Raw genomic sequence first — 14528 nt, forward strand, 5'->3', positions numbered from 1 at the left:
ACAGATCAATTAATTCTTGGAAATATGTACGCTGATTTATTGGAAGAATATACAGATTATAATGTAGAGAGAAAATTAAATTTAGGTACTACTGTTCTTTGGAATTCTATGGTAGAAAAGGAAGTAGATGTATGTGTGGATTATACAGGTACAATTTTAGTAAATATAATGAAGGAACAGCCTAATGGAACTTCAGACGATGTGTACAACCATGTAAAAGAATGTATATCTAAAAATTATGACTTACAATTACTAGATCCACTTGGATTTAATAATACATATACATTAGCTATGGAACAAGATGTAGCCGAAAAATACAATATAAATACTTATTCTGATTTGGCGAAATACTCAGATGAGTTTGTATTATCACCTACATTAGCATTTGAAAATAGAGATGACGGTCTTCCTGGGCTAGAAGAAGCTTATAATATGAATTTTAAAGATGTAAAATCTATGGATGGATCTTTGAGATATCAAGCTCTTACAAGTGGAAAGGCCCAAGTAATCGATGCATTTTCTACAGATGGACTTTTGGAAAAATTTGACTTAAAAGTATTGGAGGATGATAAGAATTATTTTCCACCATATTATGCAGCTCCAGTAGTAAATAAGGATATTTTAGAAAAATACCCAGAATTAGAAGAAATATTAAATAAATTATCAGGCCAAATAGACGAAGAAACTATGATAAATCTAAACTACAAGGTTGATGAATTAGGACAATCTCCAGAGACAGTAGCACATCAATTTTTAGTAGAAAAAAATTTAATTAAGGAATAACGATCAAAAAAAGTTGTTAGTTAAAGAAATTTAATTAGCAACTTTTTTTTAAAAAAGACGTTTTTATATGTGTATATTTTATATTTAGTATATATTTATTCGATAAAAAATTAAGTCTAAACACACAAATATATACAATTATAAAATAATTATAAATTTATAGAAAAAAGTATAATAATCGAAAATTGACAGATAATAAAATAGAAAATTAATTACTTTCGGAGGTATAAATATGAAAAATAAATTTTTTATTTTATGTTTGACATCATTAATGGTTTTAGGAATGGTTGGATGTGCTAGAAGAAATAATAATGAAGCTCCTAATAACAATACCACAGTACAAGAGGAGACTAGAAACAATGCCAATCAAAATGGAGCTGTAGATAATCAATACTACGATATATATACTAAAAATTACAATGCAAGTTTAGCTCCATTAGAACAAAATTATACTATGTATGGCAATTTAAATACAGTAGAAGAATACTACAAAACCAATAAATATCCAGGTAATAAAAAATATCTAGAAGAAGTCAAAAAAGCCCTTAAAGATAGCAGAGACAATGTAGAAAAATTTGTAGACAGCATGGAAAAGGATGCGAAATCAACTAACAACGAAGTAGAAAGACTAAACAGAGAGATGATAGATGATGGTAGAGATTTGATAGAGGATATAGATGAAAGAATTCAAAAATTAGATAGAATAACAGATCAAGACTTAAATAGATCAGAAACAGAGTTTAGACGTCTAATAGGAGAACAAATAATGCTAGATGACTATGGAGAAAATGATTTTAGAGATATGCTTAGAAATCTAGAGAGAACACTAGGTATAGATAGAGACAACGTAAATACAAATAATACTAAAACAAATAATAAATAAGATTGAATCTAAATATTAAAACCTAGCTATATTTAAAAATATGGCTAGGTCTATTTTTCTAAGCAGCTATAAAAAATACCTTCTCTAATACCGTAATTATTTATAATTATTTTTTTTCCATGGATATAAAGCATAAAATACTTCATGAAATTAGAGCTAGCACATATTACATCAGCTCTTTTTTTAGATACACCTTTTATATTTATTCTATCGTTGTAATCTAAACTACAAATTTTATTATTTATATGAGATAGCTCAGAATAACTCATCTGAAAATTATGTAGAGAGGTTTCCGTGTAATTATCGCTATTACAAATATGGATTTGAGCGATATTTTTCATAGAACCTCCGATTGTTATTATAGGTAAATTTTTACCTTGCTTCAACCAAGGGTATTTATTAAATTCGTTATAAATGTAATTTTTAAATTCATTTTTAGTAAAAGGAGATATTTTATTAAACAAGTTAAATCTACTGGAAAGTGGAATTGGACCAAGAGGTAAACTTGCGTAATTTTTAAATTTTCTATTTTTTATCAAAGCTATTTCAACGCTAGCTCCACCCATATCTACTAAAAAATAACTGCTGTAATTTAACGTATTAATAGTAGATACATATCCTAAATATGATTCTTCATATCCAGTTAGTATTTTAACATCTAAACCTGTCTCCTTTTTTATTTCCTTTAAAACAATATCTCTGTTTGCACATTTTCTAAGAGTTTCTGTAGCCACAGCTATAATTTCTGTGCAATTAAAGGCTTCACATTTTTCTTTAAAATTTTGTATGCTTAAAATTAATTTATATATTCCCACTCCAGACAGATTTGGTAAGTCATCAGTATAATAATCACTCAGTCTTATTTGATGCTTTCTCTCAAAAAGCACGTTTATTTTTTTTGATTCTCTCAATTCTGCTATTAATAATTTCAATGAATTTGATCCTAAATCGATAATTCCAATTGGCTTCATAATTATATCCCCACCTTTACATATAGATTAATTATATACAAATATGTTTAAAATAGGAAGAATTAAATATATAATTAATTAAAAGAGATTAAAATAATTAAAAAAATATGTATATATTAAATTTTACGACTATAATTGTTATATGAAAAGATAATATACATAAAAATTTTTAGTTATATGTAGAAAGGAAGAAAAGAATGAAAAAAATAGGATTTATAGGCGCAGGAAATATGGCAGGTGCCATAATAGGAGGAATTGTAAAATCAGGATTAGTAAAACCAGAAGATGTAATTGCAAGTGCAAAGACAATGACAAATCTAGACAAATTAAAAGAAGAATACAAAATAAATGTAACTTTAGATTCAAGAGAGGTCGCTAAGAATTCAGATATATTATTTATGGCTGTAAAGCCTAATATATTTGATGGTGTTTTAGAAGATGTAAAGGATTTAATAGACGATAAAAAAATTGTAGTTTCAATAGCTGCAGGAAAAAATATCGAAGGAATAGAAAAAATAATAGGCACTGACAAAAAAATAGTTAGAACTATGCCTAATACACCAGCCCTTGTAAATGAAGGTATGTCAGCTTTATGTCCAAATAAAAATATAGAAGACGATGAATTAAAAATCGTAAAAGATATTTTCGATTCTTTTGGAAAGAGTGAGGTAATAGGAGAATACTTAATAGATGCTGTAATAGGTGTAAGTGGTTCTTCGCCAGCTTATGTATTTATGTTTATAGAGGCTATGGCAGATGCAGCAGTTATGGCTGGTATGCCTAGAAAGCAAGCGTATAATTTTGCAGCACAAGCAGTATTAGGTTCAGCAAAAATGGTGCTTGAAAGCGGCAAACATCCAGGTGAATTAAAGGATATGGTATGTTCTCCAGCTGGAACTACAATAGACGCTGTGAAGGTATTAGAAAATGAAGGCATGAGATCAGCTGTTATAAATGCAGTTTGTGCTTGTGTTGAAAAATCTAAGGAAATGAGCAAATAAAAATATTGGAGATGTTTTGATGGAAGATAAGGTAATAGAGATAAATTCTCTAAAGGTAAATTATGGGGAAAAGAAGGTTTTAAAAAATATAAATTTAGATGTATATAGAGGTAGTATAATCGGATATATAGGTCCAAATGGCGCTGGAAAAAGCACTACTATAAAAATACTTTTAGGATTAAATGACGATTACAGCGGCGAAGTCAAGATTTTCGGAAAGGACATAAGAGACGAGAATTACGACTTTAAAAGCAAGATAGGGTATGTACCAGAGGTTGCTAAATTGTACGAAAATTTAACTGCTAGAGAGTATTTGACTTTTATTGGACAGCTTTACAATATGCCTTACGATAAATGTGATAAAAAGGCTCAGGCATTGATGGAAATTTTGGGAATAGGACAAGCCTATGACACTAGATTGTCGTCTTTTTCAAAAGGAATGAAACAAAAGGTGCTTATAATTTCAGCGCTAATACATAATCCAGAGATACTTTTCTTAGATGAGCCTTTAAGTGGTTTAGATGCAAATAGCGTGCTAGTTATAAAGGAAATAATATCAAAATTAAGAGACGACAATAAAACTATTTTTTACTCATCTCATATTATGGAGGTAGTCGAAAAGATAAGCGATAGAATAGTTTTATTAAAAGATGGCAAGATAATTGCAGATGGCGATTTTGAGGAAATCAAAAAATTAAACCGTAAATCATCTCTAGAAGAGGTATTTAACGAGTTGACAGGATTTGAGGATCATCTATCACTTGCCGAAAAATTTGTGGAAATAATAAATGAGGTATAAATATGAAGGATTTTTTTAGTTTAAAAATTTTAGATTTATTTAAGCCTCTATTTAAAGCATTTAAGGTCGAATACGATAAGATGAGGCTTATAGTTAAGACAAAGCTTACATTAGATAGACGAAGAGGAAGCGAGTCTAATGGAGGGAAAAATACATTTTTACAATCTCTGATTTTATATTTTGTAATGGGATTTTTTTCATCTATAGTATTGTTTTTTAAGATGGATATTATGGTCAAGATGACAATAATATTTGCGTTTATATCAGTTATGCTTTTGACCTCTTTTATATCTGATTTTTCATCTGTGATTTTAGATACATCTGATAAGGATATAATAGGAATAGCTGATGTAAAGCAAAAGACCTTGAATATGGCTAAAATGGTTCATGTAATAATATATATTTCAATTTTGAGCTTGGCTATAGGCGGATTTTCAATGATTGCAAGTTTATTTACATATGGTGTAGGTTTTTTATTGCTATTTGTTGTATGTATTATTTTGACGGATTTTTTACTTATTATGCTAACATCTGTTTTGTACTATGTATTGATAAAAATATTTAAGGGTGAGAGATTAAAGGATGTACTTACTTTGTTTCAAGTACTTATGATGATATTGTTTTTCCTTATGTGTTATATGATGACTAGTGGTGATTTTGCAGGAGTTGATTTTAAACCGCATGCATACAGTTTATTTGTACCTTTTATGTGGTTTGCTTCTTTATTTAGTGTAGTTTTTGAAGGAAACAGAGAAGCTTTATATATGGTGATGTCTTTACTAGCTGTAGTCGTACCTATTTTGATGATTTTACTTTATATTAAATTGACTCCAGCCTTTGAAAAAAATCTAGAAAAGCTAGATCAAGTTTCGTATAGCAAGAGTAAAGCTAAAAAAGGCTTTGGATTAAAGTTAAGCGAGGTTTTATGTAAAAATAACGAGGAAAGAGCATTTTTCAATTTTATATACAATAACTTGAGTAGAGATAGAGATTTTAAAACAAGGGCTTATCCTACTTTGGGAACAGCAGTTTTAATGCCGTTTGTATTGTTATTTGCATCTTATGACAGAAGTATGGGTATAATGGAATATATAAATTCTCTGAGCAGAACAAATAACTTTTTGTATATTTATATAGGTATAATAGTAATACAAAACTGCATTTTATTGCTAAAATACTCAAAGGGATATGAAGCTTCGTTTATATACGATGTACTGCCTATTGAAAAAAGAAAAAATGTATACAGTGCAGAATTTAAGGTAATAATAGTTAAGTTATTTATACCTGTATTTTTAGTTATAGGTATTCCTTATTTGTTTTTGTTTAAGGTAGGGTTTATCAAGCATCTGCTTATTGCATTTGTGTCGACTATATTTATTTCGATGGGAACATTTAGAATAAATGAAAAGCCACTTCCTTTTTCACAGGATTATACAGTTTCAGCTAATTCTGCTAATTTTATAAATGTCATAAAATCAGCTGTATTTGTAGGAATTTTTACAGCGATTCATTATGTAGTGGCAGTGCGTTTAGGAAGCATATTTAGTTTATTGTATTTGATTTTATTGATTCTTGTTATGGCTATAAGCTGGAATAAGGTTTTTGATGTAGAATAAAAAAATGTAGAATAAAAAAGGGGCTCGATTTGAGCCTCTTTTTTCAATGTATAAAAATTATATTTATTTGCTGTCAAAGTGTTCAGTATCAGTTTCTACCTCTGGGTCTAGTGTATTTTCGCCTGATGAATTAGAATCAGTATTTTGATTGTCTTCGCCTGTATCATCTGATGAATTAAATAAATTACTGAACCAATTTATTATTTTATCGAAGAAGCCTTCTGCTTCTTCTTTTGAAGGTAGATTTTCAGCAGCTTTATTAGTAGCATCTATTATAGCTTGCTTATCTAACATTGAATCGTTAGTTTCACCTAATATACCTAGGTCTTCAGAGCCTGAAAATAAACCGCTAAACCAATCGCCTATTTTAGAGAAGAAATCCATTATTCCACCAGTATCTATATTTTCACCAGCTTCCTTTAAGTTGTCGCTTACAACGTTAGATACGTTGTTTAAAGTTGATTTCATTTCGTTGTAATCGTAATTTTGAGCAGCTATTTTTTCCATTAAAGCTGTTATCTTGTCAATTTGAGCATCTGTCAATTTGACATTGTAGTTGTTTGTTATGTTGTTTATTGTCTCTGCAATTTGAGTCGTATCGTGTGTGTTGTTTTTTATTATGTCTGCTTTGACGTCGTTTATTATACCAGTTGCCTTGTCTTGACCTATTTCATCGCCTAGATCTCCTGTAGTTATTAGTTCTTCAGAAGCTAGTTCTTTTTTGTCCTCGTCAAGCTTTTCTCCTGTAGCATTTTCAAACGCCTTCATAACGCCTGTTAAAGCACCTGTCCCACTTACAGGAAATACTGCAGCTATAACACAGTTAGCGCCAGTAAGTCCAGCAGTTGATAAAGTACTTGCAACCATAGAAGAAGTAACCCAAGTTATATTTGCTGTTTTTACGTTTATACCACTTCCCTCAGTCGTAGGTTCAACATAAGCACAAGAATAAGTCTTAGTACCTAGCTGTTCTTCTGTAGCCACATTTCCTAGATAAGCTCTTTCTTCTTGATTATTTACAGTTATAATTTGAACTTCATCTTCTTTTACTCCAAAGTAGTTTAATATAGTTTGTCTTTGCTCAGGTGAATTGTTTACACCTATAGTAACTACCTTTGAGCTATCAGCGAAAGATTTACTCATACCAAATGAAGAAAATACTAGGCATGTAGCCATCAACATAGATATTATTTTCTTTTTGATTTTCATTTTATTGCCTCCCAATACATAATTCGTATTATTAAATTTTTAATATATAATTTTAAAAATTATAAATTTGTTCACATTAATAATATATAATTTTTTTAAAATAAATACGATTACAATCTTGTAACATTGATTATATAATAAATAATTTAAAATATCTCTATTTTAAGGAATTTTTAAGAAAAAGATATAAAAACTAAAGAGAATTTTTATAGTATTTATTTTATTTAATTTGAGCATAATTACAAGTAATATATAAATTATTTGTTTTAACTTTACAAATATAATAAAATTTTGTACATCATATAAAAATAAGTACGAATATGATTGAAAAAATATTGAATTTATTATATTATAGAAAAGAAATATAATATATTTTACAACAAAAAAACAAATAATTTTGTATATTTAGAAAGAAAGGAGAAAAGAATGTCAAAAGAATTTGTTAAAGAAAGAGTATTAAAATATCTTATGGAGGATTTATATGTGCCTCAAGATATGATCGACACAAACGTACCTTTAAGTGAATTTGAAGAAGGTGCAGAAGGTATTTTAGACATAGTTGTAAATGTTGTAGTAAAAGAAAATGGTGAAGATTACTATGTACCAGTTTTAATAGTAACATGTGTAGATGAAGACTTTGTAATGGAGGGAGAAGCATTACAAAAAGAAATAGATTTCCTTGAAGATGTAGATAATATAACTACAGCAGGCAGAATGATATTGACAAATGGAAATGAAATGATGTATGCAGATTGGACTGGAGAAGAATACGATACAGAAGCATCTCTTCCTACATACGAACAAATGGAAAAAGAATTTTTTGAAATGGAAAAGAGAATACAAGAAGAAGAAATGTTACATGCCCATGACTGCGATTGTGGATGCCACGACCACGATCATCATGATCATAATCACGATTGTGATTGCGGATGCCACGATCATGAATAATTGAAATGGTATTACATTTTTTTTATTTGGAAACATATAATAAATATATACTTAAATAAACTATGTGTAAAAGAAGGGGTTATATTATGGGGGCTAAAAAAGAAAATACTTACGAAAATTATGTTCATGCAGATTCTTCAGGATCATCAAACGCTATGAAAATGTATTTAAAAGAGATTGAGGAATACAAGATGTTATCTGCAGGTGAAGAAGTTGAATTGGCTAAAAAAGTCAACGAAGACGTACCAGAGGCAAAGGAAGACTTTATAAATGCTAATTATAGATTAGTTGTAAGTATAGCCAAAAAATATAGAAAAGAAAATGTAGATATGCTCGATTTAATACAAGCGGGTAATATAGGTCTTATTAAAGCTGTTGAGAAGTATGATTATACTAAAGGTTACAAATTTAGTACATACGCTACTTGGTGGATTAAACAAAGTATTACAAGATATATAGATGACTGTGAAAACACTATTAGAATACCTGTACACCTTCATCAAAGAATTAATTTTGTAAAAAGAAAAAAACAAGAACTTGCAAATGTATTACAGAGAGAGCCTTCATTAGAGGAATTAGCTGATATTTGTGATATGGAAGTTGATAAAGTTATAGATATTTTAAAAAGGGATAAAAACATTGTATCATTAGACACACCAATAAAAGAAGACGAAGATAGTAGTTTAGTAGAATTCATTCCTTCAGATGCTAATTTTTCAGATGTAGTTATGCACGAAGTAGAGCAACATAATTTGAGAGAAAAAATTGATGAGCTATTAACTGGACTTAGTGAACAAGAACAAAGAGTTATTAGAATGAGATTTGGTCTTGATGATGATGACCCTAAAACTCTTGAGGAAATAGGAAAAGTATTCGGAGTTACAAGAGAAAGAATAAGACAAATTGAAGCTAAGGCTATAAGAAAATTAAGACACCCTAGCAGGTTAAATCAACTAAAGAATTTTTATTAGGAGTTATAAGTAAATATAATATTTGTAATAAAAAAGTGGGAATTAATCCCACTTTTTTTAAATGATAAAAGTAAATATATCGTATAGTATTCTAGTAGCACTACAAACTAAAAATGCTATAGATGTTGGTATTATAAATCCAAGTGCAGTCCATTTAGTGCTTTTTGTCTCTTTTCTTATAGTAAGTAGAGTTGTCGTGCACGGCCAGTGAAGTAGACTAAAAAGCATTAAATTAAGTGCTGTCAAATAAGTCCAACCATGTGATACTAATAAATCTCCTAATTCCTGTAAGCTTGCATAATCAGTCATAGAGCCAGTTGCCATATAAGACATTATTAGAATTGGAATTACGATTTCATTTGCCGGCATACCTAATATAAACGCCAATAGTATAAATCCATCGAGTCCTATGAATTTGCCTATTGGATCTAGTGCTAAAGCTATGTGGCTTAAAATAGTAATATCTCCAATATAAGTGTTAGCTAAAATCCAAGTTAAAACGCCAGCTGGTATTGCTACGACTACAGCCCTGCTCAGTACAAATAGTGTTCTATCGATTATAGAAGTGTATATAATTCTTCCTATATTTGGGACTCTATATGGAGGGAGTTCTAGAGTGAATGTAGAGCTTTCACCTTTGATAATTGTTCTAGATAATAAGTAAGATACTAATAGAGTTATCATTATTCCTACAAGTACAATTAAAGTTACGCAAATAGCAGTAGATATATTCGATAAAACAGAATTACTTATAGCAGATGTAAAAAATATAGTAGATATAGCGATTAACGTAGGAAATCTACCATTACAAGGCATAAAAGTATTTGTAAGTATTGCAATTAATCTCTCACGTGGTGAGTCGATAATTCTACATCCGATTACACCACATGCATTACATCCAAATCCCATGCACATAGTCAGACATTGCTTTCCATGGGTTTTACATTTTTTAAATAGATGATCTAGATTAAATGCGATTCTAGGTAGATAACCTAGATCTTCTAAAAATGTAAATAAAGGAAAAAAGATAGCCATAGGTGGAAGCATTACAGATACAACCCATGCAAATGTCTTATAAAGTCCAAATACTATCATGTTGCAAATCCATACAGGTATGTTTAAACCAGTTAAAAAACTGTACATGCCGGGCTCTATACTAAATAAAGCATTTGATAAAAGCTGAGATGGATAGTTTGCACCACAGATAGTTATCCATAAAATTACAGAGAGCATAATTAGCATAATAGGTATAGCAAAATGCTTTGAAGTAACTATTGAATCTATCTTATCATCGAGGTCGTATGTGTTGTCTTTTGTAGAGACTGCAGCTTCAAATAGCTTTGAGGCGTAGTCGTAATTTATTTTTGAAAAGTCATCTCTAATTTTTTTCTTATCTATATCTTCGGGTATTTTTGATTTTATATCGTCTAATATCGATTCAAAATCTCCTTCTATATATTTGTTTAAAGAAGAAAATATGCTTTCATCTCCATCTAACAATCTAAGACCTAGCCATCTAGGGTTGATTTGAGAAAATGTATTTTCTAATTCTTCTTTAAAGCTACTTACTATATTTTCTATATTGTCGCCGTAAGTTATTAGATTTTTATATGATGAGGTTTCTTTTAATACGGTTTCTTCTAGTTTATCCTGGAGCTCATCCATGCCGATTTTATTTTTGGCGCTAGTTAAAACTACTGGAATACCTAGTAAATCTTCGAGTTTCTGTCTATCTATTTCGATTGATTTTTTTTCGGCCTCGTCGATTAGGTTGATACACAATACGACTTTGTCTGTTAATTCTAAAACCTGAAAAACCAAATTTAAGTTTCTCTCAAGGCAAGTAGCATCACATACCACGATAACTGCATCTACATCTCCAAAGCATATAAAATCACGTGCTACAATTTCTTCTTGAGACAATGCAAATAGAGAATAAGTTCCAGGTAAATCGATAAGGTCGTAATTTATATTGTTGTAATTAAATTCACCCCTAGCAGTCGATACTGTTTTTCCAGGCCAATTTCCTGTGTGCTGCTTTAATCCAGTTAAATAATTGAAAACTGTGCTTTTTCCTGTATTTGGGTTTCCTGCAAGTGCTACGATGTAGGAGTCATCTTTTCGTTCAATATTAAAGGAATCCTTTAGAGATTTGATTTTACAATTTTTATATGTCAAACCCATATTGTTATCCTCCTATTTCACTAGAATTAAATTGCTCTCTTCCTCTCTAAGTGCAATTTTACAACCTCTTACCTTGTAGACAGTTAGGTTGTTTTTAGGCCCTTTTCTCAAAACATCTATCAAAGCTCCTTTCGTAAATCCAAGAGCTAGCATTCTCTCTCTTAAATTGCCCTCTGATAATAATTCTTCTACCTGAGCTGTGTTTTTTATATTTATGTCTGTTAATCTTTTCAATTTAAAATCCCCCTTAAAAAAATTTAGCCTAAGCTAACAATCTTAATTTTAACTTATGAAGGAATCATTTAAATTGTGCAAAATAGTAATAAATTTTATAAAAAAAAATAATAAATATATAGGAGGTGTTTTTTTGAATAAATATTTTACCTTTAATGAATATATGAAGAGTAATAAATTAACACCTAGTGAAGAGGATTATTTGGAGATGATTTACAGGATATATCTGGAAAATAAAGATGTTAAGGTCAAGGATATTGCAAATGAATTAAATATAAAGCCAGCATCTGTCACGAAAATGGTTCAAAAGCTAAATGATAAAAATATACTGGAGTATAAAAAATACAACCATATAAAGTTAACTGATACTGGATATAAAATAGGAGAAACTTTGTTGAAAAGGCATAACACAGTTTATAAATTTTTAGAGATTTTAGGTCTAGAGCATAATATTCACGAGGAAACGGAAAAAATAGAGCACACGATAAGTTATGATACATTAGAAAAAATCCAAATATTGATAAACTTTTTTTTAGAGTACGAAAAAGTATATATTTCACTAAAGGAATTTCAAGAGAGCAAACATTCTGATACATAAATGGATTAAAGTGTTGTCTGTTGAGGAGGGATTTATGGAGCTTTTAAGAATTTTACAAGGGGTTGAAGTTTTGAGCATAAATGGTCCAGTTGATATTTCTATTGAGGATATATCGTATGACTCTAGAAATATAAAGCAGGGATCTATGTTTATCTGTATAAGAGGTAATACAGTAGACGGTCACGATTATATAGATGAAAGTATAAAAAGAGGAGTAAAGGCTATTTTAATAGATAGGAAGGTAAAGTACAAAAGAGATGTAACTTATATAAAAGTATCTGATACGAAAAAAGCGATGCCTATAATAGCGAAGAATTTTTTCGAAAATCCATCTCAAAGAATAAATTTAATAGGCGTAACTGGAACTAACGGAAAGACTAGCACAGTCAGCTTCATAAAGCAAATAATTGAGTATGAAAATAAAGTAGGTACCATTGGAACTATAGAAATTTACGATGGAGATAAAGCTGAAGAGTCTAAAAATACAACTCCAGAGAGCTTGGATATACAGAGAAATCTAAACAATATGATAGATAATAACTGTAAATACTGCGTAATGGAGGTTTCATCTCACGCGCTTGTTTTAGATAGAGTAGAGGGTATAGATTATGAAATAGGTGTATTTACAAATTTAACTCAGGATCACCTGGATTTTCATAAAAATATCCAAAACTACAAAAAAGCCAAGGAAAAATTATTCTATAAGACAAAATCGATAAATTTATTTAATATAGACGACGCGGTTGGAGAGGAATTTTTTAAAAATAACTCGAATAAAAATGTAAAAAACTACAGCTATGCAGTAGATAAGGAGGCTGATTTCAGGGCGGTAGATGTAAAGCTTTTTAGAGATAAAACGGAGTATACTCTAATAGTGAAGGATAAAAAATACCATGTTTCAATGCCTATTTTGGGGTATTTTAACGTATATAATTCGTTGGCGGCGATAAGCACCTGTATTTTGCTTGGAATAAAATGCGAGGATGTAATAAAGAGAGTAGAAAAGATAAAACCTGTACAAGGAAGACTTGACTATGTAAAAAATGAAAATGGTGTAGATATAATAGTCGATTACGCGCATACACCAGATGCACTTTTTAATTTAATCAAAAGCTCAAAAATGCTGACTTGTGGCAGGTTAATATTAGTTTTTGGATGTGGTGGAGATAGGGATAAAGAGAAAAGACCTCTTATGGGAAAAATTGCACAAAAAAATTGTGATGTTGTAATTATAACCTCTGACAACCCTAGATTTGAAAGTGAAATAGACATAATAGATGATATTTTAAAGGGAATCGATAAAAATTTAAATAATTACTTAATAATAGAAAATAGAATGGAGGCTATACAAAAATCTATTGAAATATACGAAAAAGGTGACCTTATAATTATAGCTGGAAAGGGTCACGAAACCTACCAAATAAAAGGAGACAAAAAATACTTTTTCGATGATAAACAGGTAGCGAATAAATTTTTAAAATAAAAATAAATGTAGTAAGGGAGATGTAAGGAAATCTCCCTTTACGTTTTTAAAATAATATATTGAGGTTTATTAAATTTTAAGAACTTTGATTATCAAACCATTTTAATGCAAAATTTTTAAAAAGAGTTTCGTTTTTAGATAATTTTTTATTTTTTATATTTACTAAATAAGTTTTTGCATTAAAATCATCGAATAGGTTAATAATTTTTATATGACTATTTATATTATTTTTATAAGATGTGGCTATAGTATCGGGAAGTAGTGTAACTCCCATATCTTCAGAAACTAAAGCCAGCAATGTCTTCGTTTGACTATCTATATAGGAAATACTTGGAAAGAAGTTTAGATTTCCCCAAACATTTAAAAATATATTGTGCAATGTAGGATCTCCACTTAAAGAAATGTATTTTTCTTTAGATGTTTTATCAAGAGCAATTGTTTTGCTCTCTAAAAATCTATGGTTTTCAGATGTAACCATGACTAAGTTGTCGCTAAAAAGCTCATATGAATCCATAGATTTATTGTTTGACCCTAGATCATTTACAAATGCCAAATTGAATTTGGAAACATTTAAATATTCTAATATAGAATTGTTACCTCTTTCTATAAGCTCTATATGGATATTTGGATACTCCTTGTGGAAATCTCCTATAAGGGCAGCAAGTCCATATTCAATCATAGTATCTATAACCCCAATTGTAATTACTTCACTTTCTTCACTTTTGTATTTACATAAATCTCTTTGCATTTTATCGTAGCTATCTATGCTTTTTTTAGCAAAAATTAAAAACTCCTCCCCAGCAGGAGTTAAGGTGATAGTTCGATGTTCTCTTTTAAATAACTCAATA

At 29.6% G+C, this 14528-nt stretch carries 14 protein-coding genes; 9 read left to right on the top strand and 5 right to left on the bottom strand.

The features are described 5' to 3' along the window. Both ACI3VO_RS11125 and ACI3VO_RS11130 read left to right on the top strand, forming a co-directional pair. On the top strand, nt 1-783 hold a 783-nt coding region (locus tag ACI3VO_RS11125; RefSeq protein ID WP_439757983.1), incomplete at its 5' end, for a glycine betaine ABC transporter substrate-binding protein. Between the two features lie 232 nt (nt 784-1015). Beyond that, nucleotides 1016-1666, top strand: a complete 651-nt coding sequence (locus ACI3VO_RS11130; protein WP_439757984.1) for a DUF948 domain-containing protein — start codon at nt 1016-1018, stop codon at nt 1664-1666. A 50-nt stretch (nt 1667-1716) separates the two neighbouring features. On the opposite strand, the gene ACI3VO_RS11135 is transcribed toward ACI3VO_RS11130, so the two are convergent. Further along, complete coding sequence (locus ACI3VO_RS11135) at nt 1717-2637, bottom strand: Ppx/GppA phosphatase family protein (protein ID WP_439757985.1); 921 nt, start codon at nt 2635-2637, stop codon at nt 1717-1719. Nucleotides 2638-2834: 197 nt separating this feature from the next. Here ACI3VO_RS11135 and proC point away from each other — a divergent pair, with 197 nt between their 5' ends. From proC to ACI3VO_RS11150, 3 genes are read left to right on the top strand one after another with little or no spacing between them, the layout of a single operon-like run. Beyond that, complete coding sequence (gene proC / locus ACI3VO_RS11140; RefSeq protein ID WP_439757986.1) at nt 2835-3638, top strand: pyrroline-5-carboxylate reductase; 804 nt, start codon at nt 2835-2837, stop codon at nt 3636-3638. A 19-nt stretch (nt 3639-3657) separates the two neighbouring features. Then, a complete protein-coding gene (locus ACI3VO_RS11145; protein WP_439757987.1) occupies nt 3658-4437 on the top strand; it encodes an ABC transporter ATP-binding protein in 780 nt (259 codons plus the stop codon). A gap of 2 nt (nt 4438-4439) precedes the next feature. Then, a complete protein-coding gene (locus tag ACI3VO_RS11150) occupies nt 4440-6053 on the top strand; it encodes a hypothetical protein (protein ID WP_439757988.1) in 1614 nt (537 codons plus the stop codon). Between the two features lie 63 nt (nt 6054-6116). Here ACI3VO_RS11150 and ACI3VO_RS11155 read toward each other — a convergent pair whose 3' ends face one another. Further along, nucleotides 6117-7262 (bottom strand): DUF1002 domain-containing protein, encoded by a 1146-nt coding sequence (locus ACI3VO_RS11155; RefSeq protein ID WP_439757989.1) that lies wholly within the window; start codon nt 7260-7262, stop codon nt 6117-6119. Between the two features lie 426 nt (nt 7263-7688). Between ACI3VO_RS11155 and ACI3VO_RS11160 the strand changes: the two genes are divergently transcribed. Further along, nucleotides 7689-8210: a hypothetical protein gene (locus ACI3VO_RS11160; RefSeq protein WP_320624390.1), complete on the top strand. Its 522-nt coding sequence runs from the start codon at nt 7689-7691 to the stop codon at nt 8208-8210. An 86-nt stretch (nt 8211-8296) separates the two neighbouring features. Beyond that, complete coding sequence (locus ACI3VO_RS11165; RefSeq protein ID WP_320624391.1) at nt 8297-9181, top strand: sigma-70 family RNA polymerase sigma factor; 885 nt, start codon at nt 8297-8299, stop codon at nt 9179-9181. Nucleotides 9182-9238: 57 nt separating this feature from the next. Here the strand turns inward: ACI3VO_RS11165 and feoB are convergent, their stop codons facing one another. Then, complete coding sequence (gene feoB, locus ACI3VO_RS11170) at nt 9239-11365, bottom strand: ferrous iron transport protein B (protein WP_439757990.1); 2127 nt, start codon at nt 11363-11365, stop codon at nt 9239-9241. 12 nt (nt 11366-11377) lie between these two features. Then, the gene (locus ACI3VO_RS11175; RefSeq protein ID WP_439757991.1) at nt 11378-11599 is read right to left on the bottom strand and encodes a FeoA family protein; all 222 of its coding nucleotides are present in this window, start codon (nt 11597-11599) and stop codon (nt 11378-11380) included. Between the two features lie 133 nt (nt 11600-11732). Between ACI3VO_RS11175 and ACI3VO_RS11180 the strand changes: the two genes are divergently transcribed. Together ACI3VO_RS11180 and ACI3VO_RS11185 are read left to right on the top strand one after the other, a co-directional pair. Beyond that, complete coding sequence (locus ACI3VO_RS11180) at nt 11733-12197, top strand: metal-dependent transcriptional regulator (RefSeq protein WP_439757992.1); 465 nt, start codon at nt 11733-11735, stop codon at nt 12195-12197. A gap of 34 nt (nt 12198-12231) precedes the next feature. Then, entirely contained in the window at nt 12232-13680 is a 1449-nt protein-coding gene (locus tag ACI3VO_RS11185) for a UDP-N-acetylmuramoyl-L-alanyl-D-glutamate--2,6-diaminopimelate ligase (RefSeq protein WP_439757993.1), read from the top strand. Nucleotides 13681-13756: 76 nt separating this feature from the next. On the opposite strand, the gene ACI3VO_RS11190 is transcribed toward ACI3VO_RS11185, so the two are convergent. Further along, on the bottom strand, nt 13757-14528 hold a 772-nt coding region (locus ACI3VO_RS11190; protein ID WP_439757994.1), incomplete at its 5' end, for a LysR substrate-binding domain-containing protein.

The sequence above is a fragment of the Intestinibacter sp. genome, assembly GCF_051866655.1.
Taxonomy (GTDB): domain Bacteria; phylum Bacillota; class Clostridia; order Peptostreptococcales; family Peptostreptococcaceae; genus Intestinibacter.

Coding starts and splice junctions, on each gene's coding strand:
- ACI3VO_RS11130 (WP_439757984.1), top strand. CDS start 1,016: ATGAAAAATAAATTTTTTATTTTATGTTTGACATCATTAATGGTTTTA.
- ACI3VO_RS11135 (WP_439757985.1), bottom strand. CDS start 2,637: ATGAAGCCAATTGGAATTATCGATTTAGGATCAAATTCATTGAAATTA.
- proC (WP_439757986.1), top strand. CDS start 2,835: ATGAAAAAAATAGGATTTATAGGCGCAGGAAATATGGCAGGTGCCATA.
- ACI3VO_RS11145 (WP_439757987.1), top strand. CDS start 3,658: ATGGAAGATAAGGTAATAGAGATAAATTCTCTAAAGGTAAATTATGGG.
- ACI3VO_RS11150 (WP_439757988.1), top strand. CDS start 4,440: ATGAAGGATTTTTTTAGTTTAAAAATTTTAGATTTATTTAAGCCTCTA.
- ACI3VO_RS11155 (WP_439757989.1), bottom strand. CDS start 7,262: ATGAAAATCAAAAAGAAAATAATATCTATGTTGATGGCTACATGCCTA.
- ACI3VO_RS11160 (WP_320624390.1), top strand. CDS start 7,689: ATGTCAAAAGAATTTGTTAAAGAAAGAGTATTAAAATATCTTATGGAG.
- ACI3VO_RS11165 (WP_320624391.1), top strand. CDS start 8,297: ATGGGGGCTAAAAAAGAAAATACTTACGAAAATTATGTTCATGCAGAT.
- feoB (WP_439757990.1), bottom strand. CDS start 11,365: ATGGGTTTGACATATAAAAATTGTAAAATCAAATCTCTAAAGGATTCC.
- ACI3VO_RS11185 (WP_439757993.1), top strand. CDS start 12,232: ATGGAGCTTTTAAGAATTTTACAAGGGGTTGAAGTTTTGAGCATAAAT.